This window comes from Pseudomonas sp. BN417 (assembly GCF_029871205.1).
Classification (GTDB): domain Bacteria; phylum Pseudomonadota; class Gammaproteobacteria; order Pseudomonadales; family Pseudomonadaceae; genus Metapseudomonas.
Genome location: NZ_SSOJ01000076.1, coordinates 32,063 through 56,140, shown reverse-complemented (window position 1 = coordinate 56,140; position 24,078 = coordinate 32,063). Strand labels below are relative to the sequence as shown.

At 66.0% G+C, this 24,078-nt stretch carries 19 protein-coding genes and 1 tRNA gene; 8 read left to right on the top strand and 12 right to left on the bottom strand.

Annotated features, from left to right (window positions below):
* Positions 1 to 8: 8 nt before the first annotated feature.
* Positions 9 to 1,343, bottom strand: coding sequence for a TAXI family TRAP transporter solute-binding subunit (locus tag E8F11_RS08590; protein WP_280288419.1), 1,335 nt, complete (start codon positions 1,341 to 1,343; stop codon positions 9 to 11).
* Positions 1,344 to 1,454: 111 nt separating this feature from the next.
* On the opposite strand from E8F11_RS08590, the gene sbcD reads away from it, so the two are divergent.
* Both sbcD and E8F11_RS08580 read left to right on the top strand, forming a co-directional pair.
* Entirely contained in the window at positions 1,455 to 2,675 is a 1,221-nt protein-coding gene (gene sbcD / locus E8F11_RS08585; RefSeq protein ID WP_280288418.1) for an exonuclease subunit SbcD, read from the top strand.
* Positions 2,672 to 6,097 (top strand): AAA family ATPase, encoded by a 3,426-nt coding sequence (locus tag E8F11_RS08580; protein ID WP_280288417.1) that lies wholly within the window; start codon positions 2,672 to 2,674, stop codon positions 6,095 to 6,097. Before sbcD ends, E8F11_RS08580 begins: the two co-directional genes overlap by 4 nt.
* Positions 6,098 to 6,263: 166 nt before the next feature.
* On the opposite strand, the gene rlmF is transcribed toward E8F11_RS08580, so the two are convergent.
* From rlmF to E8F11_RS08540, 8 genes are all read right to left on the bottom strand, one after another.
* Positions 6,264 to 7,268 (bottom strand): 23S rRNA (adenine(1618)-N(6))-methyltransferase RlmF, encoded by a 1,005-nt coding sequence (rlmF, locus tag E8F11_RS08575; RefSeq protein ID WP_280288416.1) that lies wholly within the window; start codon positions 7,266 to 7,268, stop codon positions 6,264 to 6,266.
* Positions 7,269 to 7,358: 90 nt separating this feature from the next.
* On the bottom strand, positions 7,359 to 7,919 hold the full coding sequence (locus tag E8F11_RS08570) for a VTT domain-containing protein (protein ID WP_280288415.1): 561 nt from the start codon (positions 7,917 to 7,919) through the stop codon (positions 7,359 to 7,361).
* 113 nt (positions 7,920 to 8,032) lie between these two features.
* Complete coding sequence (locus E8F11_RS08565; protein ID WP_280288414.1) at positions 8,033 to 9,862, bottom strand: SLC13 family permease; 1,830 nt, start codon at positions 9,860 to 9,862, stop codon at positions 8,033 to 8,035.
* A gap of 39 nt (positions 9,863 to 9,901) precedes the next feature.
* Positions 9,902 to 10,198, bottom strand: coding sequence for a winged helix-turn-helix domain-containing protein (locus E8F11_RS08560; RefSeq protein ID WP_280288413.1), 297 nt, complete (start codon positions 10,196 to 10,198; stop codon positions 9,902 to 9,904).
* Positions 10,199 to 10,259: 61 nt separating this feature from the next.
* Entirely contained in the window at positions 10,260 to 13,109 is a 2,850-nt protein-coding gene (locus E8F11_RS08555) for a valine--tRNA ligase (protein WP_280288412.1), read from the bottom strand.
* Positions 13,110 to 13,297: 188 nt separating this feature from the next.
* Positions 13,298 to 13,747 (bottom strand): DNA polymerase III subunit chi, encoded by a 450-nt coding sequence (locus tag E8F11_RS08550; RefSeq protein WP_280288411.1) that lies wholly within the window; start codon positions 13,745 to 13,747, stop codon positions 13,298 to 13,300.
* A gap of 12 nt (positions 13,748 to 13,759) precedes the next feature.
* Positions 13,760 to 14,176, bottom strand: a complete 417-nt coding sequence (locus E8F11_RS08545; protein WP_280288410.1) for a DNA polymerase III subunit chi — start codon at positions 14,174 to 14,176, stop codon at positions 13,760 to 13,762.
* Complete coding sequence (locus E8F11_RS08540; protein ID WP_280288409.1) at positions 14,173 to 15,660, bottom strand: leucyl aminopeptidase; 1,488 nt, start codon at positions 15,658 to 15,660, stop codon at positions 14,173 to 14,175. The genes E8F11_RS08545 and E8F11_RS08540 overlap by 4 nt, the downstream gene beginning before the upstream one ends.
* Positions 15,661 to 15,803: 143 nt before the next feature.
* On the opposite strand from E8F11_RS08540, the gene lptF reads away from it, so the two are divergent.
* Both lptF and lptG read left to right on the top strand, forming a co-directional pair.
* Positions 15,804 to 16,925 (top strand): LPS export ABC transporter permease LptF, encoded by a 1,122-nt coding sequence (gene lptF / locus E8F11_RS08535; RefSeq protein ID WP_280288408.1) that lies wholly within the window; start codon positions 15,804 to 15,806, stop codon positions 16,923 to 16,925.
* Positions 16,918 to 17,979 (top strand): LPS export ABC transporter permease LptG, encoded by a 1,062-nt coding sequence (gene lptG, locus E8F11_RS08530; RefSeq protein WP_280288407.1) that lies wholly within the window; start codon positions 16,918 to 16,920, stop codon positions 17,977 to 17,979. The genes lptF and lptG overlap by 8 nt, the downstream gene beginning before the upstream one ends.
* A 291-nt stretch (positions 17,980 to 18,270) precedes the next feature.
* Here lptG and E8F11_RS08525 read toward each other — a convergent pair whose 3' ends face one another.
* The 3 genes from E8F11_RS08525 to E8F11_RS08515 all read right to left on the bottom strand — a co-directional run bounded on the left by E8F11_RS08525 (position 18,271) and on the right by E8F11_RS08515 (position 19,465).
* Positions 18,271 to 18,768 (bottom strand): RDD family protein, encoded by a 498-nt coding sequence (locus E8F11_RS08525; RefSeq protein WP_280288406.1) that lies wholly within the window; start codon positions 18,766 to 18,768, stop codon positions 18,271 to 18,273.
* A gap of 105 nt (positions 18,769 to 18,873) precedes the next feature.
* Positions 18,874 to 19,086: a cold-shock protein gene (locus tag E8F11_RS08520; protein ID WP_280288405.1), complete on the bottom strand. Its 213-nt coding sequence runs from the start codon at positions 19,084 to 19,086 to the stop codon at positions 18,874 to 18,876.
* Positions 19,087 to 19,379: 293 nt separating this feature from the next.
* Positions 19,380 to 19,465, bottom strand: a tRNA-Leu gene (locus E8F11_RS08515).
* 109 nt (positions 19,466 to 19,574) lie between these two features.
* On the opposite strand from E8F11_RS08515, the gene queA reads away from it, so the two are divergent.
* From queA to secD, 4 genes are all read left to right on the top strand, one after another.
* A complete protein-coding gene (gene queA, locus E8F11_RS08510; protein WP_280288404.1) occupies positions 19,575 to 20,624 on the top strand; it encodes a tRNA preQ1(34) S-adenosylmethionine ribosyltransferase-isomerase QueA in 1,050 nt (349 codons plus the stop codon).
* A 14-nt stretch (positions 20,625 to 20,638) separates the two neighbouring features.
* Positions 20,639 to 21,754, top strand: a complete 1,116-nt coding sequence (gene tgt, locus E8F11_RS08505) for a tRNA guanosine(34) transglycosylase Tgt (protein ID WP_280288440.1) — start codon at positions 20,639 to 20,641, stop codon at positions 21,752 to 21,754.
* Between the two features lie 58 nt (positions 21,755 to 21,812).
* Complete coding sequence (gene yajC, locus E8F11_RS08500; protein ID WP_280288403.1) at positions 21,813 to 22,151, top strand: preprotein translocase subunit YajC; 339 nt, start codon at positions 21,813 to 21,815, stop codon at positions 22,149 to 22,151.
* A 62-nt stretch (positions 22,152 to 22,213) separates the two neighbouring features.
* Entirely contained in the window at positions 22,214 to 24,076 is a 1,863-nt protein-coding gene (gene secD / locus E8F11_RS08495; protein ID WP_280288402.1) for a protein translocase subunit SecD, read from the top strand.
* Positions 24,077 to 24,078: the final 2 nt, after the last annotated feature.

Here is a 24,078-nt window from a genome sequence, read left to right as displayed (position 1 = left end):
GCGCCAGTTTACCCGACCTGATCCTCGGCTGCCTGCCGACTCTGCACTGCCTGCAACCGATTGATCACGTAGCGCAGGTGCATGTGCAGGTCGTACAGCTCGTTGGAGTAGGACAGCGGCACCTCCACCTTGGCCAGGCGCTGCTCCAACTTTTCCAGGTGCTCGATCTCGGCACTCAGATGGTCCGGTGGGGTGCCGCTGTCCAGCTTGCGGTCGATCTCGCGCAGGTATTTGTACCAGCGGTAGATGCGTGCGCGGATGCGCCAGCGGTAGATGGGACCGATGATCTTGGACAGCGGGATCATGATCACCAGCAGCGGGATCAGCAGGATGATGTAGCGATCGGCCAGGGAGGCGATGCGGAATGGCAGGTAGCGCTGCAGGATCGGCAGGCCCTTCTCGTAGAAGTAGTCCGCCTCGTCCAGGGTCCGCAGCGTCTGCGGCTTGACGCTGGGATAGGTGCCCGGTGGATCGAGCAGGCTGCCGTTCTTCATCACCTCGCGAGCGGCGTCGAGGATCAATGGCGTGAGCGAGGGGTGGAAGTCGTCGCTGGCCACCAGCGTCGCCACGGGCGCCAGGGTGCGGATGTCCTGGGATGGGCTGTTGTTGGCCAGGTTGAGCAGGCCTTCGCCCACCTCCAGCTTGGTCAGGTAGGGCAGGCGTGCGCGGTAGGCCGCGCTGCGCCGCAGGCTTACCAGGTCCAGTTCGGGCTGGGCGGCCAGGCGCTGTACCACGGCGTTCTCCGCCGGGCCGAGGAAGAAGCCGGCATCCAGCTCGCCGGCAAGCAGGGCGTTGGCCGCCGAGCTGCCGCTGATGGCCTGCCACTGCGGCGGGTAGCGTTCCGGGGGGATCTGGTTGGCGCCGAGGATCGCGTCGCTGACCGAGCGGGTGCCGCTGTTCGGCGCACCGATGGCCACCCGCAGCTGCAGCAGGTCGCCCATGGTGTCGATCTCCAGCCCCTTGCGTTTGAACAGCCAGACCGGCTCCTGGAACATCACGCCGAGGCCGTGCAGGTGGCGGCGCTCGTTCGTACTCAGGGTGAGTTCCTGGCCGCTCTGCACCAGGGCGATCTCCGCCTCGCCGGTCTGCAGCTTGGCCAGATTGTCCAGGGAGCCGCTGCTGCGCACCAGCTCCAGTTCGAAGCCCTGCTTGGCCAGCTCGGCCTTGAGCTTCTCGCCGAAGGCGCTGTAGCCGCCGGTGGGGCTGCCAGTGGCCAGGCGGGCGTGCATGGGCGGCGGCGGGGCGACGAAGTAGAAGAGGGCGCCGACCAGCGCGGCCAGCACCGGAATCAACCAGAGGTTGGCCAGGAGCATGATCTTGATGTCACGGAAGATGCGTTGCATGTCGGTCCTTGTCTGCAGCGGATGCTGGGAAGGATAGCGGCTTGACGGTTGCCAGGCTTTTCAGGAAATGACAGGGTTGCCGGCATTTCCGTTCCGCCACAGTGATCTCCGATGCGCATCCTCCACACATCCGACTGGCACCTGGGCCAGCATTTCATGGGCAAGACCCGCCAGGCCGAGCACCAGGCCTTCTGCCGCTGGCTGATCGAGCAGGTGCGCGAACGCCAGGTGGATGTGGTGCTGATCGCCGGGGACGTGTTCGACACCGGCGCACCGCCCAGTTACGCCCGTGAGCAGTACAACCAGTTCATCGTCGAGCTGCGCGCCACGGGCGCCGGGCTGGTGGTGCTGGGCGGCAACCATGATTCGGTGGCCATGCTCGGCGAAAGCCGCACTTTGCTGGCACAGCTGGATACCCGGGTAGTGCCCGCGGTAGGCAATGCCCTGGAGGAGCAGGTGCTGGTGCTCGAGCGCCGTTCCGGCGAGGTGGGCGCCATCCTATGCGCCATCCCCTTCATCCGCCCGCGGGATGTGCTGCAGAGCCAGGCGGGGCAGAGTGCGAGCGACAAGCAACTGTCCCTGCAGCAGGCCATCCAGGACCACTACCAACAGCTCTTTGCCCTGGCCGAGCAGCGCCGCGCCGAACTGGGCGGCGGCCTGCCGATCATCGCCACCGGGCACTTGACCACGGTGGGCGCCAGCGCCAGCGAGTCGGTGCGGGAAATCTACGTCGGCGCGCTGGAAGCCTTCCCCACCAATGCCTTCCCGGCGGCGGACTACATCGCCCTGGGACATATCCACAGGCCGCAGAAGGTCGGCGGCCTGGAACATATCCGCTACTGCGGCTCGCCCATCCCGCTGTCCTTCGACGAGGCGCGGCAGCAGAAGGAGGTGCTGCTGGTTGAGCTGGACAGCATCGGTCTGCACCAGGTCGAAGCCCTGCCGGTGCCGCGCTTCCAGCCCCTGCATTCCCTGCGCGGCGCCCTGGCCGACCTGCCCGCGCAACTGGCCGAGGTGGCCGGGGAGGGTACGCCGGAGCTACCCGTCTGGGTGGAGGTGCTGGTCAGCAGCGACGATTACCTGAACGACCTGCAGGCGCGCCTGGCGGCCCTCTGCGAAGGCCTGCCGGTGGAAGTGCTGCGCATCCGCCGCGAGCGCGGCGGCGCCCAGCCGGGCCTGGCGCGCGAGGTGCGGGAAACCCTCGATGAGCTGAACCCGGAGGAGGTGTTCGACAAGCGCCTGGCCAGCGAGGAGCTGGACGACGACCTGCGCCGCAGCCTCAAGGGGCTGCACCGCGAGGTGCTTGCCGAACTGCGGGAGGAGCCGGCATGAAGATCCTCAGCCTGCGCCTGAAGAACCTCAATTCGCTGAAGGGCGAGTGGAAGATCGACTTCACCGGCGAGCCCTTCGCCGGCAATGGCCTGTTCGCCATCACCGGCCCCACCGGCGCTGGCAAGACCACCCTGCTGGACGCCATCTGCCTGGCCCTTTACCACCGCACGCCGCGCATGGGCACGGTGTCGGCCAGCATCAACGAGTTGATGACCCGGCACACGGCCGACTGCCTGGCGGAGGTGGAATTCGAAGTCAAGGGCGTGGCCTACCGCGCCTTCTGGAGCCAGCGCCGCGCCCGCGACAAGGCCGACGGCGGCCTGCAGCCGCCCAGGGTGGAGCTGGCCCGTGTGCTGGACGGGGAAATCCTCACCGACAAGATCAACGACAAGCTCCGGCTCACCGAAAGCCTGACCGGCCTGGATTTCGAGCGCTTCACCAAGTCCATGCTGCTGGCCCAGGGCGGTTTCGCCGCCTTCCTCGAAGCCAACGCCAACCAGCGTGCGGAACTGCTGGAGGAGCTGACCGGTACCGAAATCTACGGACGCATCTCCCAGCGGGTGTTCGAACGCACCCGTGAAGTGAAGGCCGGACTGGACCAGTTGCGCGCCCGCGCCGAAGGCGTGGAACTCCTGAACGACGAGACCCGCGCCGCCCTGCAGCAGGAGGCCGCGGCGCTGGGGGGCGAGGAGCAGCAATTGCAGGTCCGCCAGGCCCACCTGCAGCGCCAGCGGCAATGGCGCGACGAGCTGGACAAGGCCCTGGTCCGCCAGCGGGCCGCCGAACAGCAGGGCCGGGCAGCGCGCGAAGCCCTGGAGCAGGCACGGCCGCAACTCGCGCGCCTGGCCGCCAGCGAGCCGGCCAGCCAGCTGCTGACCTTGCATCGCGACTGGCAGCGGGCGCAGCAGCAGCTGAACCAGGGGGAAAGCGAACTGCGGGTCACCCGTCACGACCTGCAGACCCTGGCTGAACGCATCCTCGACCAGCTCTGGCAGGGCGCGCAGCTGGGCGAACAGTGGGTGCAGGCCCGGCAGATGGCCCTGGATGGCCTCCAGGCCGAGCGGGAAGCCCTGCAACGACGTCTGGCTGAACAGCCACAGCGGGCCCGCCTGGGCGAGCACCTGGGCGCCTGGCGGGCCGAATTCGGCGTACTGGCCCGGCGCCAGGAAGAGCTTGCCGGCCTGCAAGGCGCCCAGGACGAATTGAGGCGCCAGGGCGTCGAGCTGGATGAGCGTCTGCTCCAGGCTCGCGCTGCACTGGACGCCGCCAGAACCGACCATGGCCAGGCGCAGCAAGGCGAGGCCGAGGCACTGAGCGGGCTCGATGCGCTACTCGCCGGGCAGGACGATGCCGCCCTGCGTGAGCAGTGGCAGCAACTCCTGGAGCGCGGCCGCCAGCTGGAGCGCCTGGGGGAGCTGTCCCAGCAGCGCCGGCAACTGGCCGAGCGGCAGACCCGCGCCCGTGAACAGCTGCAGCCCCTGCAGGACGAACAGAAGACGCTCAACGAGCAGCGCGATGCCCTGCGCCGCCGCTTCAGCGAGATCAAGCAGCAGATTGCCGACAAGGAAAAGCTCCTCGAGCAGGAGCAGCGCATCCAGCAGCTGGAGGCGTACCGCGCCGCCCTGCAGCCGGGCGAAGCCTGCCCCCTGTGCGGTTCCCACGAACATCCGGCGATCGCCGAATACCAGGCGCTCAACCTCTCGTCCACTCAGCAGGCCCTGCAGGATTGCAGGGCTGCCCAGGACGAGGTGCGCATCCAGGGCGAGACCCTGAGCAGCCGCCTGGCTGCCCTGGAGGCGCAGGTCAATCAGCTCAACGAGACCTTGCAGCTCGGTGAAACCGAGCAGCGGGAGTGCGTCGAGCGCTGGCGCCAGCTGTGCCAGGCGCTCGAACTGCGCCTACCCGATCTTCCGGCCCTGCAGGCCGAGGTGCAGGACCATGCCGGGCGCTTGCAGGCGCTGCAGGAACGGCTGGCGCGGCTGGATGGGCTCAAGGCCGCTTTGGCAGCCGCCCGCGAGCTGCGCCAGCAGCGCGACAAGGCGCTGCATGACTGCGGTAGCCAGGTCGCCCTGCTGGAGAAGGACCAGGCCGGCCTGCGTCAGCAGGAACAGGCCAACGCCCAGCGCCTCGAACAATTGGGCCGCCAGCAGCAGGAGGCCCGCGAACAGCTGGCTGGCAGCCTGGCGCAGCTGGGCCATGCCCTGCCGGATGCCGGCGACGCCTGGCTGGCCGAGCGGGAGGCTGAGTGGCAGCAATGGCAGCAGGACCAGGCCGCCAGCCAGCAACTGGACGGTCAGCTGCGTGACCAGCAGCACGCACTGGGCCTCGCTCGCGAGCAGTCCCGTCTCTGGCAGGGACGCTGGCAGGCCTCCGGTCACAGCGGACAGGCGCCGCTGGCGCCGGTGAACGATCCGCAGGCCGCGCTGGCGGCAGTGCAGGCCGAACTGGACGCCGCCCAGCAGCGGCTGAATCGCCTCAAGGGCAGCGAGCAGAGCCAGGATCAGCGGGTGCAGGAAGCGCGGCACCAGTTGCATGTGCAGCAGGACACCTGGCATCGGGGCCTGGCGGCCAGTCCCTTCGCAGACGAGGCGGCCTTCCTTGGCGCGCTGCTGGAAGAAACCGAGCGCGCCGCCCTGCAGGACCTGCAGCAGCGCCTGGCCCGCGAGTTGGGCGATGCCGAGGCCCTGCTGGCCGACGCTCGCAACCAGGCCGAACGGCTCCAGGCCACGCCCCAGGGCGAACTGGACCGCGAATGCCTGGAGGCTGAGTGGCAGACACTGGGCGAGCGGATGCGCGAGCTGAGCCAGCGCCAGGGTGAAATCCGTGCCCAGCTCGCCGGTGACGAACAGCGCCGGCAGAGCCAGCAGGCGCTGTTCGCCGAGATCGCCCGCCAGGAGGCCGAATGCGATCTCTGGCAGCGCCTCAACGCACTGCTGGGCTCAGCCGATGGCGCCAAGTACCGCAAGTTCGCCCAGGGCCTGACCCTGGACCACCTGGTGCACCTGGCCAACCTGCAACTGCAGCGCCTGCATGGCCGCTACCAACTGGCCCGGCGCCAGGGTGGCGAGCTGGAGCTGGAAGTGGTGGACACCTGGCAGGCCGACGTGGCCCGCGACTGCAAGACCCTGTCTGGCGGTGAAAGCTTCCTGGTCAGCCTGGCCCTGGCCCTGGCGCTGTCCGACCTGGTCAGCCACAAGACCAGCATCGATTCGCTGTTCCTCGACGAAGGCTTCGGCACCCTGGACGGCGAGACCCTGGAAGTCGCCCTGGACGCCCTGGATGCGCTGAATGCCAGCGGCAAGATGATCGGCGTGATCAGCCACGTCGAAGCGCTGAAAGAGCGCATCCCGGTGCAGCTCAAGGTGCACAAGGGCGTAGGGATGGGCTACAGCCGGCTGGATGGGTGTTTTGCGGTTGGCTAGTCGGGGTTGGGATGCCGCCGCGAGCCCCGCTCGGACTCTTGAAGGGATAGTCAGATCGGTAGGTTGTGGCTGAGCTACGCGAAGCCCAACGATTCCCGGGCAGCTTCCCTGTTGGGCTTCGCTTCGCTCTGCCCAACCTACGGCAGGCCTTCGCTCCTCGGGGGACTCAGGCCCAGCGTGCCTTGCGCCAGATATCGCGCTGGCCTGCATCAAGGAAGGTCCAGGCGACGAAGCGGCTCTGCTTCTGGCCCTGGGCCATTTCCACCACCTGCATCTCGACGGCGCCGGCACGTTTCAGGCGGGCCTCCATGGCGGGCAGGTTGCCGCCCTTGGAGACCAGGCTGCTGAACCAGAGCACCTGCTCCTTGAACTGCGCACTCTCGTCGACCATCCGTTGCAGGAAGCCCGCCTCGCCGCCTTCGCACCAGAGCTCGGCGCCCTGTCCGCCGAAGTTCAGCACCGGCAGCTTGCGCTTGGGGTCGAGCTTGCCGAGGTTCTTCCATTTGCGCTGGCTGCCGCGGGTCGCTTCTTCCAGTGAAGCGTGAAAGGGCGGGTTGCACAGGGTCAGCTCGAAGCGTTCGCCCGGCGCCAGCAGGCCCTTGAAGATATGCCCGGGCTCGGACTGCTGGCGCAGTTCGATGGCCGCGCCCAACTGGTTGGACTGGACGATGGCGCGGGCCGAAGCCAGCGCGGTGCGGTCGATATCGGCGCCGGTGAAGTGCCAGCCGTATTCGCTATGGCCGATCAGCGGGTAGATGCAGTTGGCGCCCACCCCTACGTCCAGCGCCTGGATGCCCTTGCCGCGGGGTATCTGCCCGCCATTGCCCTCGGCCAGCAGGTCGGCCAGGCCGTGCAGGTAGTCGGCGCGGCCGGGAATGGGCGGACAGAGGTAACCGGCGGGGATGTCCCAATGGCGGATGCCGTAAAACTGCCGCAGCAGGGCGCGGTTGAACACCTTCACCGCCTCCGGGTCGGCGAAGTCGATGCTCTCCTTGCCGTAGGGATTGGTGATGACGAAGCGCGCCAGCTCCGGGCTACCCTGGATCAGCTTGGGAAAGTCGTAGCGGCCCTGGTGGCGATTGCGCGGATGCAGCAGCCCCTTGGTGGGCGCGGTGGGCGCGGTCGGCGACTTGGCGGAGGCGGGGCGGGGGCGCTTGGGTGGTTGCGGCATGGTGGCGGGTGTCGGCAGGTGTAGGGCGCGGCATTTTCCCACAGCCAGGGCTATTGGTGTGGGGCAGGTTCCGTAGGTGCGAAGCCCAACCTAGGAAAGGTGCAGGGCGCGGCCCAGGTAATCGAAGAACAGGCAGTAGAGCGCAATCGGCAGCGGCAGACCCAGCAGGGTGCCGATGAGGTAATGGCGAAAACGCACGCCGCTGAGGCTCAGGGCGTAATTGAGGGCCGGCACCGTCTGGAACAGCACCCTTAATGCGGTGATGACCAGTACCGGGCGTTCGTCGAGGTGGGCGAGGATGCGCCTGGCCAGCTTGCTGTCCAGTTCGCGCAGGGCGCTGCCGCCCAGCAGTCGGATCAGCAGGAAGGTGCAGCAGCAGGAGAAGGTGGCCGCGAGGTAGGTGGCCAGCCCGCCCCAGACACGGCCCAGGGCCAGCACCGCGGCGGCGAGGAAGATCCAGCCGGGGATCTGGATCAGGTTGCCCAGGGCGAACAGCAGGGCAAAGAGCGCCAGGCCCCAGACCTTGTGGGCCAGCAGGGTGTCGTGCAGGTACTGCAGGCTCAGGTTTTCGCGCAGTCCGCTGAGCTGGAAGACCGCCAGCAGCAAACCGAGGAACAGGGCCACCAGCAGAAGGCGGCGGTACTTGTGCACGATAAGCCCCTCCGGCGTTGTTCCTTAGATTGAAGCCTAGTGGGGTAGGGTGCGCCGTGCGCATTGGGCAAGAGCGTTGGTGCGCATAGCGCACCCTACGTGAATGTCTCGGCTCAGAGCGGGAAAATCAGCGGCACCATGAACACGCTGACGATCATTACCAGCAGGGTGAAGGGCACGCCGACCTTGACGAAGTCGCCGAAGCGATACTGCCCGGGGCCCAGCACCAGGGTATTCACCGGCGAGGAGATGGGCGTCATGAAGGCTGCCGAGGCGGCCAGGGCGACGATCATGGCGAAGGGGTAGGGCGACATTCCCAGTTGCTGCGCGGTGGCGATGGCCACCGGGGCCATGAGCACGGCGGTGGCGGTATTGGAGATGAACAGGCCGATCAGCGCGGTGACGATGAACAGGCTGGCGAGCATGGCATAGGGCCCGGCATTGCCCAGCAGCGCCACCAGGCCCTTCACCGCCAGGTCGATGCCGCCGGTCTGCTGCAGGGCCTGGGCGAAGGGCAGCATGCCGACGATCAGGATCAGGGTAGGCCAGTGGATGGCGCGGTAGGCGCTGTCCAGGTCGATGCAGCGGAAGGCGCCCATCAGCAGGCAGCCGATCAGCGCCGCCATCACGTTGGGCACCAGGCCGCTGACCATCAGCACGATCATCACTGCCAGGCTGAGCAGGGCGTAGGGCGCCTTGCGCGCGGTGGGCGCCACTTCGTCCACCTCGGCGGGCAGGCTCAGCACCAGGAAGTCCCGGCTCTGGCCCTGCAACTGGTGGATACACTTCCATTCACCGGCTACCAGCAGGGTATCGGAGGGCTTGAGCTTCTCGTCCACCAGCACGCCTTCCAGCGCCTGGCCCTGGCGGCGCAGCCCGACCACGTTGAGCTTGTGCCGCGTGCGGAAGCCCAGTTCCTGGATGGTCTTGCCCGGCAGCTTGGATTCCGGCGGCAGGGCGACTTCGGCCAGCCCCAGCTGATGGGCGTGCAGGCTGTAGTAGGAGGCCGGCAGCGGCAACGGCTCCAGCCCCAGTTCCTGGTAGGCGCCGAGCAGGCCGATGGCCGGACTGGCCAGGTCCACCAGCAGCACATCGCCGGGCTCCAGCAGGGTATTGCCGGTGGCCATCAGCAGCAGGGTGCGGAAGCGCCGCTGGCGCTCGACGGCGATCACGTTGATGCCGTATTGGCTGCGCAGTTCCAGCTCATTCAGGGCCTGCCGCGACAGGGGGGAGTCGGCGCGGACTTTCAGGCGCCGCTCCCGCTCGTTGAGCGCGTAGGCGGTGGCCAGATCGGCAAGGGTCAGGCGCGGCACGTTGGCGGCTTCGTCGCCGTCACGGGGCGTCAGCCAGTGGCGGGTGAGCAGCATGTAGACGATGCCCAGGCCCAGCACCGCCAGGCCCACCGGGGTCAGGCTGAAGAAACCGAAGCCTTCCAGCCCGGCGCGACGCAATTCGCTGTGCACCACCAGGTTGGGGGCGGTGGCCACCAGGGTGAGCATGCCGCTGATCAGTCCGGCGAAGGCCAGCGGCATCATCAGCCGCGCCGGGGCGATCTTCAGCCGTGCGGCCACGCCCAGGGCGACGGGGATGAAGATGGCGACCACGCCCGTGGAGCTCATCACCGAGCCGAGGCCCGCGGCGGCCAGCATCAGCAGCACCAGCAGGCGGGTCTCGCTGCTGCCGGCGCGGGCCACCAGCCAGTCGCCCAGGCGGTAGGCGATGCCGGTGCGCACCAGGCCGTCACCGATGACGAAGAGGGCGGCGATCAGCACCACGCTGGGGTCACTGAAGCCGGCCAGGGTGTGCTGGATGTCGAGCACGCCGGACAACGGCAGGGCGACGATGACCAGCAGGGCGACCACGTCCATGCGTGGCTTGTTGAGGACGAACAGGGTGATGGCGGCGAACAGCAGTGCCAGCACCCAGAGCAGTTCGTGGTTCAAGCGGGACTCCCAAAGTTCCTTGGGGGGAGCGGCAGTCTGTCAGGGGTAACCGAGGACGGCCTTGACCTGTTGCAGGTTAGCGGCGATCCAGCGCTTGTCGATGGCGCCCCAGTCGCGAATGACGTAGTGCCCGGCGTTGTTGCGCTCGCCGGCTTCCTGCTCGAAGTGGCAGTCGATATCCAGGTCGGCCAGGGCGAGCAGGGTGTCCTGGGCGGTGCGGCGGGGCATGCCGGTGGCGTCCATCAGCGCCGGGACGCTGGTGGCGGCACCGCTGTCGATCAGCCAGGCGACGTAGAGGCGGCGGTAGAAGCTGGTCTTGGTCTTGCTGGGTTCCATCGGCGCTCCTTGCGGAATGGGGCAGAAAGAACGAGGCCCGCAATGGCGGGCCTCGTCGGGGTTACAGGCTGGCGATGCGCCCGCGCTGCTCGGTCAGGTTGGCCAGGGCCTGTTCGGCCTCGGCCAGCTTGGCGCGCTCTTTCTCGATCACTTCGGCTGGAGCCTTGGCAACGAAGCCTTCGTTGCCCAGCTTGCCGCCGACGCGCTTCACTTCGCCGTCCAGGCGCTGGATTTCCTTGTCCAGGCGGGCGAGCTCGGCGTCCTTGTCGATCAGGCCGGCCATGGGCACCAGTACCTGCATGTCACCCACCAGGGCTGTGGCGGACATCGGTGCTTCTTCGCCTGCGGCCAGCACGCGGATGGTTTCCAGCTTGGCCAGCTTCTTCAGCAGCGGCTCGTTGTCGGCCAGGCGGCGGCGGTCTTCGTCGCCGGCGTTGGCGAGGATGATGTCGATGCGCTTGGCCATGGAGATGTTCATCTCGCCACGGATCTGCCGCACACCAAGCATGAACGCCTTGACCCACTCGATATCGCCTTCGGCGGCGGCGTCGATGCGGGCTTCATTGGCGACCGGCCAGGGTTGCAGCATCAGCGTGTCGCCACTCTTGCCGGCCTGGGCCTTGATGCGCTGCCAGATTTCCTCGGTGATGAAGGGCATGAAGGGGTGCGCCAGGCGCAGTGCCACTTCCAGCACGCGGATCAGGGTGCGACGGGTGCCGCGCTGGCGCTCGATCGGGGCGTTCTCGTCCCACAGCACCGGCTTGACCAGCTCGAGGTACCAGGCGCAGTACTCGTCCCAGATGAACTCGTAGAGGGCCTGGGTGGCGAGGTCGAAGCGGAACTGTTCGAGCTGGCGGGTGACTTCGGCTTCGGTGCGCTGCAGGGCGGAGATGATCCAGCGGTCCACCGAGGACAGCTCAACCGGCTCGTCGTTGACGCCGCAGTCCTGGCCATCGGTGTTCTCGATGACGAAGTTGGCGGCGTTCCACAGCTTGTTGCAGAAGTTGCGGTAGCCCTCGACGCGGCCCATGTCGAACTTGATGTCGCGGCCGGTGGAGGCCAGCGAGCAGAAGGTGAAGCGCAGGGCGTCGGTGCCGTAGCTGTTGATGCCTTCGGGGAACTCGGCGCGGGTCTGCTTGGCGATCTTCTCGGCCAGCTTGGGCTGCATCATGCCGCTGGTGCGTTTTTCCAGCAGGGTGTCCAGGTCGATGCCGTCGACGATGTCCAGCGGGTCGAGGACGTTGCCCTTGGACTTGGACATCTTGTGACCCTGGGAGTCGCGCACCAGGCCGTGGACGTAGACGGTCTTGAACGGAACCTGCGCCGTGCCGTCGTCGTTCTTCACCAGGTGCATGGTCAACATGATCATCCGGGCGACCCAGAAGAAGATGATGTCGAAGCCGGTGACCAGCACGTCGGTGGGGTGGAAGGTCTTGAGGAACTGGGTCTGTTCCGGCCAGCCCAGGGTGGAGAAGGTCCACAGGCCGGAGCTGAACCAGGTGTCCAGCACGTCCTCGTCCTGTTCCAGGGCGATGTCGCCCAGGTTGTGCTTGGCGCGGACCTCGGCCTCGTTGCGGCCGACGTAGACATTGCCTTCTTCGTCGTACCAGGCCGGGATGCGGTGGCCCCACCAGAGCTGGCGGCTGATGCACCAGTCCTGGATATCGCGCATCCAGGAGAAGTACATGTTCTCGTACTGTTTGGGCACGAACTGGATGCGGCCGTCTTCCACGGCGGCGATGGCCTGCTCGGCCAGGGGCTTGGTGGAGACGTACCACTGGTCGGTCAGCCAGGGCTCGATGACGGTGCCGGAACGGTCGCCCCTGGGCACTTTCAGCGCGTGGTCCTCGATTTTTTCCAGCAGGCCCAGGGCGTCGAAGGCTTCGACTATGCGCTTGCGCGCGTCGAAACGGTCGAGCCCGGCGTATTCGGCCGGCAGGCTGGCGTCGACTTCGTGATTGACGTCGCCGTCCAGGTTGAAGACGTGGGCGTGGGCCAGCACGGCGGCGTTCTTGTCGAAGATATTGATCAGCGGCAGGTTGTGGCGCCTGCCGACTTCGTAGTCGTTGAAGTCGTGGGCCGGGGTGATCTTCACGCAGCCGGTGCCGAACTCGGGGTCGCAGTACTCGTCGGCGACGATCGGGATACGGCGGCCAACCAGGGGCAGCTCGACGAAGGTGCCGATCAGGCTCTTGTAGCGCTCGTCCTCCGGGTGCACGGCGACGGCGCTGTCACCCAGCATGGTTTCCGGACGGGTGGTGGCGACTATCAGGTGGTCCTTGCCGTCGGCGGTCTTGTGGCCATCGGCCAGGGGGTAGCGCAGGTTCCACAGGCTGCCCTTCTCGTCGTGGTTCTCCACTTCGAGGTCGGAGATGGCGGTGTGGAACTTGGTGTCCCAGTTGACCAGGCGCTTGCCACGGTAGATCAGGCCGTCTTCGTGCAGGCGCACGAAGGCTTCCTTGACCGCGTTGGACAGGCCCTCGTCCATGGTGAAGCGTTCACGCGACCAGTCCACGGAGGAACCGAGGCGGCGGATCTGGCGGGTGATGGTGCCGCCGGATTGTTCCTTCCACTCCCAGACTTTATCCAGGAAGTTGTCGCGGCCGAGGTCGTGGCGGCTGACGCCCTGGGCGGCCAGCTGGCGCTCGACCACCATCTGAGTGGCGATGCCGGCGTGGTCGGTGCCCGGCTGCCACAGGGTGTTGCGGCCTTGCATGCGGCGGAAGCGGATCAGGGCGTCCATGATGGCGTTGTTGAAGCCATGGCCCATGTGCAGGCTGCCGGTCACGTTCGGCGGCGGGATCATGATGGTGTACGGGTCGCCGGAACCTTGCGGGGCGAAGTAGTTGTTCTTCTCCCAGGTCTGGTACCAGGAAGTTTCGATGGCGTGGGGCTGGTAGGTCTTGTCCATGGTTCGGCGGGGACCCTAGAGGCAACTGAACGGGAAAACGGGGGAGTATAGCGGTATCGGGCCGGCGAAAGAATTGGCGCGCGCCGAGGGCGACCCTGGGGCCTGTGTTGTAGGAGCGAGCTTGCTGGCGAATGGTGTGGGGCCGTTCGCGAGCAAGCTCGCTCCTACAGGTTGGAAGCAAAATGGTCCTACGGCCGGCGTGGCGGCAGCAGACGGGTCAGGCGGGCGTCGAGGCGGCGCTTGAGCTCGGCCTCGATCTGCGGCAAGAAATCGTCGATCACGTCCTGCAGGATCAGCTGGGCGGCGGCGCGCAGTTCGCTGTCCAAGAGTGCCAGCTCGGGATTGCCTTCGGGCATCATGCGCTGGCGAATGGCCTCGGCCACGGGTTGGTTGGAAACGGGCGCTGGCGCGGGTGCCGGAGTGGCGGGCGCGGCCTGTGGCTGCGGCTGTGCGGATGACTCCGGCCGGGCCGGGGCGGGCTCGACCCGCTCGGAGAGCAGGGGAATGCCGTCGGCGTCCAGGCTTTCGGTGAGGAGGGGCGGCTCATTGCCGTTGGGTTCGTCATCGAGCAGGGCGCGGATGGATTCGAGGTCGTCCAGCAGGTGTGCCGGCTTGGGGGGAAGCTTGGGGGTATCCATGGGGCAATACGACTAGAGTTCGACTCGTTTTGGATCATAGCCCCGTTGCCGGTAGGCGCGGAAATTCTCCCGGCAGGCGGCAAGCAGATCAGGCTCCTGGTTGACGATCTCGATGACCCGGCTGAAGCGCTCGACGTGGGGAGAGATGCTCGAGGCGAGGTTGATCAGCAGTCCCTGCTGGAAGGCCGGCGCTTCGTCCAGGGCCAGCACCACCGGGGCGTTGGCGTCGTCATCGATGAGGCTGTGGGGGATGAAGCTTTCGGCGCGGAAGCGCCACAACAACTGGTCCAGCTCGTCGCGCTGGGCGGCGTCGCTGCAGCGCAGGAGGACCGGCAGCCCGTGCCGCCAGCCCTTGGCGGCCAACTGGCAGGCCGCGCGCAGGCGGTCCGCCGGGTTGGCCGAGGAGAGCACATAGAACTCTATCCTCACTTGACGCGGTCCAGCAGGTACTGGGTGAGCAGGGGCACCGGACGGCCGGTGGCGCCCTTGTCCTTGCCGCCGCTGATCCAGGCGGTGCCGGCGATGTCCAGGTGCGCCCAGTGATACTTCTTGGCGAAGCGCGAGAGGAAGCAGCCGGCGGTGATGGTGCCGGCCTTGGGCCCGCCGATGTTGGCGATGTCGGCGAAGGGGCTGTCCAGCTGCTCCTGGTACTCGTCGAACAGCGGCAGTTGCCAGGCGCGGTCGTCGGCGTATTCACCAGCCTTGAGGATCTGCTTGATCAGGCCGTCGTTGTTGCCCATCAGGCCCGAGGTGTTGCTGCCCAGGGCGACGATGCAGGCGCCGGTGAGGGTGGCGATGTCGATCACCGCCTGGGGCTTGAAGCGCTCGGCGTAGGTCAGGGTGTCACACAGGACCAGGCGGCCTTCGGCGTCGGTGTTGAGGATCTCCACCGTCTGCCCGCTCATGGTGGTGACGATATCGCCGGGACGGGTGGCGCCACCGCTGGGCATGTTCTCGGCGCAGGCCAGCAGGCCGACCAGGTTGATCGGCAGCTGCATTTCGAGCACGGCGCGGAAGGTGCCGAGCACGCTGGCGGCGCCGCACATGTCGTACTTCATCTCGTCCATGCCGGCGGCCGGCTTGATGCTGATGCCGCCGGTGTCGAAGGTGATGCCCTTGCCCACCAGGGCGAAGGGTTTGTCCTCCTTCTTGCCGCCCTGGTAGTTGAGCACGATCATCCGCGGCGGCTGGTCGCTGCCCTGGGCCACGGCGAGGAAGGCGCCGGCACCCAGTTCCTTGAGTTTCTTCTCGTCCAGCACCTCGACCTTGAGGTTCTTGTTGGCCTTGGCCAGGGCCTTGGCTTCCTCGGCGATGAAACTGGGGTGGCAGAGGTTCGGCGGCAGGTTGCCCAGATCACGGGTGAGGGCCATGCCGTTGGCGATGGCCTGGGCGTGCAGGCTGCCGCGCTCGACCTCGGCCTGGTCGGCCTTTTCCACCAGCAGGCTGATCTTCTTCAGGGCCTTGGGCTCGGCCTTCTGGCTCTTGAAACGATCGAACTGGTAGTCGCCGTCGGCCAGGGTTTCGACCATCAGGCGCGCCTTGCCGTAGGCATCGCGACCTTTGACCGCCAGCTCGCCGAGGGCCAGGGTGGCGTCGCTGCCGCCGAGGCCTTTCAGTACGCCGTTGACGGCGCCGATCATTTTGCGGAATTGGCGGTCAGAGAGCTCGCGCTCCTTGCCGCTGCCCACCAGCAGCACGCGCTCCGCCTTGAGGTTGGGGAGGCTGTGCAGGAGCAGGGTCTGGCCGACCTTGCCGGCCAGGTCGCCACGCTTGAGCAGGGCGGCGATGGCGCCGCCAGCAGTGTCGTCGATGGCCTTGGCGGCTTCGCCGAGTTTGCGCCCTTCGCCGACCGCGACGACCAGGGTGGCGGTTTTCAGGGTTTCCAGACGGGCGCTTTTGACGAGGAATTCCATGACATGTGTCCCCAAGACAAAGAGCCGGGATTGACGGATAATGCCGGCTATTTTTTCAGTGGCCCGTCATCACGGCGGGCTGACCATAAAGCGGCTAGTTTGAGCGTAGCCGCCCGAGCCTGACAACCCTGGAGTGTCTGGTTTTGATTGTCTTCCGTTATCTCTCCCGCGAGGTTCTGGTCACCCTCAGTGCGGTCAGCGCCGTGCTGCTGGTGATCATCATGAGCGGCCGTTTCATCAAGTACCTGGCCCAGGCCGCGCAAGGGGTGCTGGACCCCGGCGTGCTGTTCATGATCATGGGCTTCCGGATTCCCGGCTTTCTCCAGTTGATCCTGCCCCTGGGGCTGTTTCTCGGTTTCCTGCTGGCGTATGGCCGGCTCTACCTCGACAGCGAGATGACCGTGCTCACCGCCACCGGCATGAGCCAACAGCGGCTGATGGCCTACAGCCTGGCGCCGGCCCTGCTGGTCGCGCTGGCCGTGGCCTGGCTGAGCCTGGGCCTGGCGCCCCAGGGCGTGTCGCAGGTGGCGCGTATCCTCAACGAGCAGGATGCCCTGACCGAGTTCGACACCCTGGTGCCCGGCCGCTTCCAGGCCATGAAGGGTGGTGATCGGGTGACCTATTCCGAGACCCTTTCCTCCGATCGTGGCGAACTGGCCGGCGTGTTCATCTCCGAGCGGCGAATCTCGCGCCAAGACGGCAAAGACCGCGGTGTCGGCGTGCTGGTGGCCGAGAAGGGGCGCCAGCACATCCAGCCGGACGGCAGCCGCTATCTGATCCTGCAGAACGGCTACCGCTATGATGGCAACCCCGGCAAGGCCGATTACCGCATCATCCACTACGAGACCTACGGCGTGCTGCTGCCCAAGCCGGAGATCAGTTCGGAGATCGGCGAGCGCGAGGCGGTGCCGACCTCCGAGCTGATCGGCAGCACGGACCCGCGCTACCAGGCCGAACTGCAATGGCGCCTGTCGATTCCGCTGCTGGTGTTCATCGTCACCCTGCTGGCGGTGCCGCTGTCCAGGGTCAATCCGCGCCAGGGCCGCTTCCTCAAGCTGCTGCCGGCGATCCTCCTGTACATGGCCTACCTGTCCATGCTGATCGCCGCCCGCGGCCAGTTGGACAAGGGCCGCATTCCCATGGCCGTGGGCCTGTGGTGGGTGCATGGGCTGTTTCTCGCGGTCGGTTTGCTGTTGTTGTACTGGGAGCCTCTGAGCCTGAAGTGGGCGGCTCGTCGTGAAGCCCGTGAGGTGGCCCATGGTTAGGTTGGATCGTTACATTGGCACCAGTGTGTTCTTCGCCATCCTCGCGGTGCTCGGGGTGATCGTCAGCCTCGCGGCGCTGTTTGCCTTCATCGATGAGCTGGGCGACGTGGGCGGCGACTACGGCGTGTTCGCTGCCGCCTGGTACGTCTTCCTCACCTTGCCGCGGCGGATCTACGACATGCTGCCGATGGCGGCGTTGATCGGCAGCCTGATCGGCCTTGGCGCCCTGGCCAGCAGCAGCGAGCTGACGGTGATGCGTGCCGCTGGCGTGTCCATCGGCCGTATCGTCTGGGCGGTGATGAAGCCGATCCTGGTGCTCATGGTGGTGGGCGTGCTGATCGGCGAATACGCCGCGCCCTGGAGCGAGAATATTGCCCAGGCCAACCGCTCCCTGGCCCAGGGCGGCGGCGATGCGCAGAGCTCCAAGCGTGGTCTCTGGCACCGCCAGGGCGAGGAGTTCGTGCATATCAACGCCGTGCAGCCCAATGGCGTGCTCTACGGTGTTACCCGTTACCGCTTCGATGGCGAGCGGCACATGCAGTCCGCCAGCTTCGCCCGTCGCGCGCTGTACCAGGGCGATCACTGGCAACTGGAAAACGTGGCTACCACCCATTTCCGTGGCGACCACACCGAGGTGGTGAATGCCGTCAGCGAGAGCTGGGACATCGAGCTCAACCCGCAATTGCTCGGCACCGTGGTGATGGAGCCGGAAGCGCTGTCCATCACCGGCCTGTGGAGCTACACCCACTACCTGGCCGAGCAGGGACTGAACAATGGCAGCTACTGGCTGGCGTTCTGGACCAAGGTGCTGCAGCCGCTGGTCACCGCGGCCCTGGTGCTGATGGCCATATCCTTCATCTTCGGCCCGCTGCGTTCAGTGACCCTGGGCCAGCGGGTGTTCACCGGCGTGGTGATCGGCTTCGTGGTGCGCATCAGCCAGGACCTGCTCGGGCCCTCGAGCCTGGTGTTCGGCTTCTCGCCGCTGTTCGCCGTGCTGGTGCCGGCCGGCATCTGCGCCCTGGCTGGCATCTGGCTGCTGAGGCGGGCGGGCTGATCCTTCGGAGCAATGAAAAAGCCGGCTATATGCCGGCTTTTTCATGGGTTCATCAGGACTTGGGAAACCACGCTTTAAAGACATGGTCATGAGTAACCGGCTCGGCCTGGTTTGACTCAGTGGTTTGGATAGAGCGACAAGTTCGGCCGGTAGGGTGCGCCGCGCGCACCGGCGGTGGGGCGAGGTGCATGGGCTGATCCAGGGCAGGCGGTGCGCATGGCGAACCCAGCGGTAGGCCTGGTGCAGGCGCGAAGGGGCAAGCGCAAGGCCACCTGCCTCGAACGTGGATCTTTACTTCTTGTGGGCGCTCTTGGGCAGGTGCACCACCTGGGTCTCGGAGTAGATGTCGTGCCAAGTGCGCTTCTGCTTGTCCCAGAGGCTCCAGAAGAAGCCCATGCCCAGCAGCAGCCAGGAGCCGATGGCGATGACGAAGCGCAGCAGCGCCTGCCACAGGCTGATGGCCGAGCCGTCCTTGTTCTGCACGCGAATCCCCCAGACCTGCATGCCGAGGGTCTGGCCATTGTGGGTCCAGAACTTGGCGAAGAAGCCGAACAGGCTGAACACCAGCAGGGTGGAGAGCACCGGGTCGCCGGCCAGGGCGCCCTGGTCGGCCAGTTCGCGCAGGCGCTCACCGCCGAGGATCAGGCGCAATATCACCTGTTGGTAGAAGAGGGTGACCACCATGAGCATGGCGACGCACAGCAGGAAGTCGTAGAAGATCGCCGCGAAACGGCGGATCAGCCCGGCGGCGGGGAAGTCACCCTGGGGGCGCAGCTGGTGTTTCGGCATTGCGGGCTCTTGGCGTAGTGGAGGCGCGCCATTCTAACAGCCGATCCGCGGGCATAAAAAAGCCCCTGATGTTTCCATCAGGGGCTTTTCGGCGCAGCTCAGATATCAGGCAACAACCTGAACCTGGTCAGCCTGCATGCCTTTCTGGCCCTGCACGGCGACGAAGGTGACCTTTTGGCCTTCCTTCAGGCTACGGAAGCCGGAGCCTTCGATAGCACGGAAGTGAACGAACAGATCCGGGCCGCTTTCCGGGGTGATGAAACCAAAACCTTTCTCGTCGTTGAACCATTTGACGGTGCCGGTTTGACGATTCGACATAACTTTTTCCTTGAAACTGAAGTTGATGACAGCCTGCTGTTCACGAACGCGCCAGAAGGGCTGGAACTGGTTGCAAAGAGGAAGAGAAGTCGAGCGGGATGTAGCGGATCTGGTGATCTACCGCATCAGGTCACGATTCAACAGCGACCCATGCAAACACAGTTGGCCAACTCTACGCTAAGTTTTGCGGGTTTGCCAATCCCCCGGAACGCCAATCTTTACGGGCGGACGAGCTGCCCGGACCGGCGGGGAAAGCTGTGGAAAATGCACCCTGGAAAGGGTTGGAAATATCGTGGTGCCCCGGGAGAGACTCGAACTCTCACTCTGTCGCCAGAAACGGATTTTGAATCCGCCGCGTCTACCATTCCGCCACCGAGGCACGATGGCCGCGCAGTATAGGGAGGCGCTCTGGGGCGGTCAATCCGTCTTCGTGGTCAGGATCGAGCATTTCCTGTACTATCTGCGCCCCTGCGATACGACCCCCCACCATGCGCGTAGCCGACTTCCATTTCGAGCTTCCCGAAGCTCTGATTGCCCGTCATCCCCTGGCCGAACGCCGCGCCAGCCGACTCCTTGTCCTGGATGGCGAAACAGGCACCCTGAACCACCGGCACTTCGCCGACCTGCTGGAGTACCTGCGTCCCGGCGACCTGATGGTGTTCAACAACACCCGGGTGATCCCGGCGCGCCTGTTCGGCCAGAAAGCTTCCGGCGGCAAGTTGGAGATTCTCGTCGAGCGCGTCCTGGACAGCCATCGTGTGCTGGCCCATGTGCGCTCCAGCAAGTCCCCCAAGCCAGGCTCCATGTTGCTGATCGACGGCGGCGGCGAGGCCGAGATGGTTGCGCGCCACGATGCCCTGTTCGAGCTGAAGTTCGCCGAGGAAGTGCTGCCTCTGCTCGATCGTGTCGGCCATATGCCCTTGCCTCCCTATATAGACCGGCCCGACGAGGATGCCGACCGCGAACGCTACCAGACGGTCTACGCCCGCCATGCCGGCGCCGTCGCGGCGCCCACCGCCGGCCTGCACTTCGACCAGGCCCTGCTCGAGGCCATAGCCGCCAAGGGTGTGGCCAGCGCCTTCGTCACCCTGCATGTCGGCGCCGGTACCTTCCAGCCGGTGCGGGTGGAGCGTATCGAGGACCACCATATGCACCACGAGTGGCTCGAAGTGGGCCAGGACGTAGTGGATGCCGTGGTCGCCTGCCGTGCGCGCGGCGGCCGGGTGATCGCCGTGGGTACCACCAGCGTGCGTTCGCTGGAAAGCGCGGCGCGGGATGGTGAGCTCAACGCGTTCAGCGGCGACACCGATATCTTCCTGTACCCGGGCCGGCCCTTTCACGTGGTCGATGCCCTGGTCACCAATTTCCATCTGCCCGAATCCACCCTGCTGATGCTGGTCTCGGCCTTCGCCGGCTACCCGGAGACCATGGCCGCCTATGCCGCGGCGGTTGACCAGGGCTACCGATTCTTCAGTTACGGTGATGCCATGTTCATCACCCGCAATCCCGCCCCGCGCGGACCCGAGGACCAAGCATGACCCGCACCTGCCGGATGAACTTCGAGCTGCTGGCCACTGACGGCAAGGCCCGTCGCGGCCGCCTGACCTTCCCCCGCGGGACGGTGGAAACGCCGGCCTTCATGCCGGTGGGCACCTATGGCACGGTCAAGGGCATGCTGCCGCGGGACATCGAGGCCATTGGTGCGCAGATCATCCTCGGCAACACCTTTCACCTCTGGCTGCGTCCGGGCATGGAGGTGATCAAGCGCCACGGCGACCTGCACGACTTCATGCAGTGGCAGGGGCCGATCCTCACCGACTCCGGCGGTTTCCAGGTGTTCAGCCTGGGCGCCATGCGCAAGATCAAGGAGGAGGGGGTGACCTTCGCCTCCCCGGTGGACGGCGCGAAAGTGTTCATGGGCCCCGAGGAGTCCATGCAGGTGCAGCGCGACCTGGGCTCCGACATCGTGATGATCTTCGATGAGTGCACGCCCTATCCGGCCGAATTCGACGTGGCCAAGCGCTCCATGGAGCTGTCGCTGCGCTGGGCCAAGCGCTCCAAGGTCGCCCACGGCGAGAGCAGTGCTGCGCTGTTCGGCATCGTCCAGGGGGGCATGCATGAAGAGTTGCGCATGCGCTCCCTGGAGGGCCTCGGCGAGATCGGTTTCGACGGCCTGGCCATCGGCGGCCTGTCGGTGGGCGAGCCCAAGGAAGAGATGATCCGCGTGCTCGACTACCTCCCCGGGCAGATGCCGGCCGACAAGCCGCGCTACCTGATGGGCGTCGGCAAGCCGGAAGACCTGGTGGAAGGCGTGCGCCGCGGGGTGGACATGTTCGACTGCGTGATGCCCACCCGCAACGCGCGCAACGGACACCTGTTCATCGAGACCGGGGTGCTGAAGATCCGCAACTCGGTGCACAAGCATGACGAGTCGCCGCTGGACCCGACCTGCGACTGTTACACCTGCAAACACTTCTCCCGCGCCTACCTCCATCACCTGGACAAATGCGGCGAAATGCTGGGCAGCATGCTGAATACAATCCACAACTTGCGCCACTACCAACGCCTGATGGCTGGTTTGCGCGAGGCTATCCAACAGGGTAAATTGGCCGCCTTTGTCGATGCCTTCTATGCCCGTCGCGGCTTGTCAACGCCGCCGCTGGACTGAGTCAGAGCAAGTTAATTTCAAGACCTGGACTTTCAAATTCTTGTAACAGGAGTGCTACATGAGCTTTCTGATCCCCGCCGCATATGCCGATGCCGCTCCGGCCGCCGCCGCTGGCCCTGCCGGCACTGGTTTCGAGTGGGTTTTCCTGATCGGCTTCCTGGTCATCTTCTATCTGATGATCTGGCGCCCCCAGGCCAAGCGCGCCAAGGAGCACAAGAATCTGCTGGGCAACCTGCAGAAGGGTGACGAAGTGGTCACCTCCGGCGGCATCGCCGGCAAGGTCACCAAGGTTACCGATGACTTCGTGGTCATCGAGGTGTCCGACACCGTGGAGCTGAAGTTCCAGAAAGCGGCCATCGCGGCGACCCTGCCGAAGGGCACGCTGAAAGCCATCTAAGGATCCTTGGATCAACACCGACGGGGCGCCATCAGGCGCCCCGCGTCATAACGGGCGGAGTCATGCTCAACAAGTACCCTCTGTGGAAATATCTGCTGATCCTGGCGGTGCTGGCGATCGGCCTGGTCTATTCCGCACCCAATCTCTATCCGGACGATCCGGCGATCCAGGTCAGTGGCACCAGCACGGCGCTGAAGATCCAGCAAGCCGACCTGGACAAGGCCACTGAAGCCCTCAAGCAGGCTGGTATCGAAATCAAGGCGGCCAGCGTCAGCGAACGTGGCGGCCTGCTGCGCCTGACCAAGCTGGGCGACCAGTTGCCGGCCAAGGACGTGGTGCGCAAGGCCCTTGGCGACGACTACGTGGTTGCCCTGAACCTGGCCCCGACCACGCCGGACTGGCTGCGCAAGCTCGGCGCCGCGCCGATGAAGCTGGGCCTGGACCTCTCCGGTGGTGTGCACTTCCTGCTGGAAGTGGACATGGAGAAGGCGGTCACTGCGCGCCTGAAGATCTACGAAGGCGAAGTCCGCACCCTGCTGCGCAAGGAGCGTGTCCGCTACCGCAGCCTGCCGTCCCAGGAGAACGGCTTCCAGCTGGGCTTCACCGACCAGGAATCCCTGGACAAGGCCCAGTCGCTGATCCGCAAGAGCTTCACCGACTTCGACATGACCACCACCGAGCGTGGCGGCCAGCAGGTCCTGCAGCTGACCCTTAAACAGGCCAAGCTGGCGGAGATCCGCGAATATTCCATCAAGCAGAACCTGACCACCGTTCGTAACCGCGTCAACGAGCTGGGTGTGGCCGAGCCTATCGTGCAGCGCCAGGGCGCCAACCGCATCGTGGTCGAGCTGCCGGGCGTGCAGGACACCGCCGAAGCCAAGCGTATCCTCGGCAAGACCGCCAACCTGGAGTTCCGCCTGGCCGCCGAGGCGACCGCCAGCAAGGCCTCCACCGAATCCTTCGAATTCCGCGAGCCGGGTCGTCCGCCGGTGCCGCTGGAGCGCGACCTGATCATCACCGGTGACCAGGTCACCGACGCCCAGGCCAGCTACGACGAGAACGGTCGCCCGCAGGTGAACATCCGTCTCGACGGCCACGGCGGCGAGCTGATGAGCCGCGCTACCCGCAACAACGTGGGTCGCAGCATGGCGGTGATCTTCATCGAGCAGCGCCCGATCACCCGCTACGTGACCCAGGACGTCGACGGCGTCCAGAAGGAAGTGGCGGTACAGAGCTTCAAGGAAGAGAAGAAAATCATCAGTTTGGCGACCATCCAGTCGCCGCTGGGCAGCCAGTTCCGCATCACCGGCCTGGACGGTCAGGGCGAGTCTTCCGAACTGGCCCTGCTGCTGCGTGCCGGCGGCCTGGCCGCACCGATGTACTTCGCTGAAGAGCGCACCATCGGCCCGAGCCTGGGTGCCGAGAACATCGTCAAGGGCATCGAGTCCACCGAGTGGGCGATGGTCTTCGTCTCGCTGTTCATCATCGCCATCTACCGCTTCTTCGGTTTCCTGGCCACCATCGCCCTGGCGTTCAACCTGGTGCTGCTGGTGGGCCTGATGTCGGTGATAGGTGCGACCCTGACCCTGCCGGGTATCGCCGGTATCGTGCTGACCCTCGGCATGGCGGTGGACGCCAACGTGCTGATCTACTCGCGGATCCGCGAGGAGCTGAATAACGGCCTGTCCGTGCAGCGGGCGATCCACGAAGGCTTCGACCGCGCCTATACCGCGATCGTCGACAGTAACCTCACCACCCTGCTGGTGGGCGGCATCCTGTTCGCCCTCGGCACCGGTCCGATCAAGGGCTTTGCCGTGACCATGTCACTGGGGATCATCACCTCGATGTTCACCGCCATCATGTTCACCCGCGGCATGGTCAACCTGATCTTCGGTGGCCGCAACTTCAAGAAACTGTGGATTTGAGG

Coding starts and splice junctions, on each gene's coding strand:
- E8F11_RS08590 (WP_280288419.1), bottom strand. CDS start 1,343: ATGCAACGCATCTTCCGTGACATCAAGATCATGCTCCTGGCCAACCTC.
- sbcD (WP_280288418.1), top strand. CDS start 1,455: ATGCGCATCCTCCACACATCCGACTGGCACCTGGGCCAGCATTTCATG.
- E8F11_RS08580 (WP_280288417.1), top strand. CDS start 2,672: ATGAAGATCCTCAGCCTGCGCCTGAAGAACCTCAATTCGCTGAAGGGC.
- rlmF (WP_280288416.1), bottom strand. CDS start 7,268: ATGCCGCAACCACCCAAGCGCCCCCGCCCCGCCTCCGCCAAGTCGCCG.
- E8F11_RS08560 (WP_280288413.1), bottom strand. CDS start 10,198: ATGGAACCCAGCAAGACCAAGACCAGCTTCTACCGCCGCCTCTACGTC.
- E8F11_RS08555 (WP_280288412.1), bottom strand. CDS start 13,109: ATGGACAAGACCTACCAGCCCCACGCCATCGAAACTTCCTGGTACCAG.
- E8F11_RS08550 (WP_280288411.1), bottom strand. CDS start 13,747: ATGGATACCCCCAAGCTTCCCCCCAAGCCGGCACACCTGCTGGACGAC.
- E8F11_RS08540 (WP_280288409.1), bottom strand. CDS start 15,660: ATGGAATTCCTCGTCAAAAGCGCCCGTCTGGAAACCCTGAAAACCGCC.
- lptG (WP_280288407.1), top strand. CDS start 16,918: ATGGTTAGGTTGGATCGTTACATTGGCACCAGTGTGTTCTTCGCCATC.
- E8F11_RS08525 (WP_280288406.1), bottom strand. CDS start 18,768: ATGCCGAAACACCAGCTGCGCCCCCAGGGTGACTTCCCCGCCGCCGGG.
- E8F11_RS08520 (WP_280288405.1), bottom strand. CDS start 19,086: ATGTCGAATCGTCAAACCGGCACCGTCAAATGGTTCAACGACGAGAAA.
- queA (WP_280288404.1), top strand. CDS start 19,575: ATGCGCGTAGCCGACTTCCATTTCGAGCTTCCCGAAGCTCTGATTGCC.
- tgt (WP_280288440.1), top strand. CDS start 20,639: ATGAACTTCGAGCTGCTGGCCACTGACGGCAAGGCCCGTCGCGGCCGC.
- yajC (WP_280288403.1), top strand. CDS start 21,813: ATGAGCTTTCTGATCCCCGCCGCATATGCCGATGCCGCTCCGGCCGCC.
- secD (WP_280288402.1), top strand. CDS start 22,214: ATGCTCAACAAGTACCCTCTGTGGAAATATCTGCTGATCCTGGCGGTG.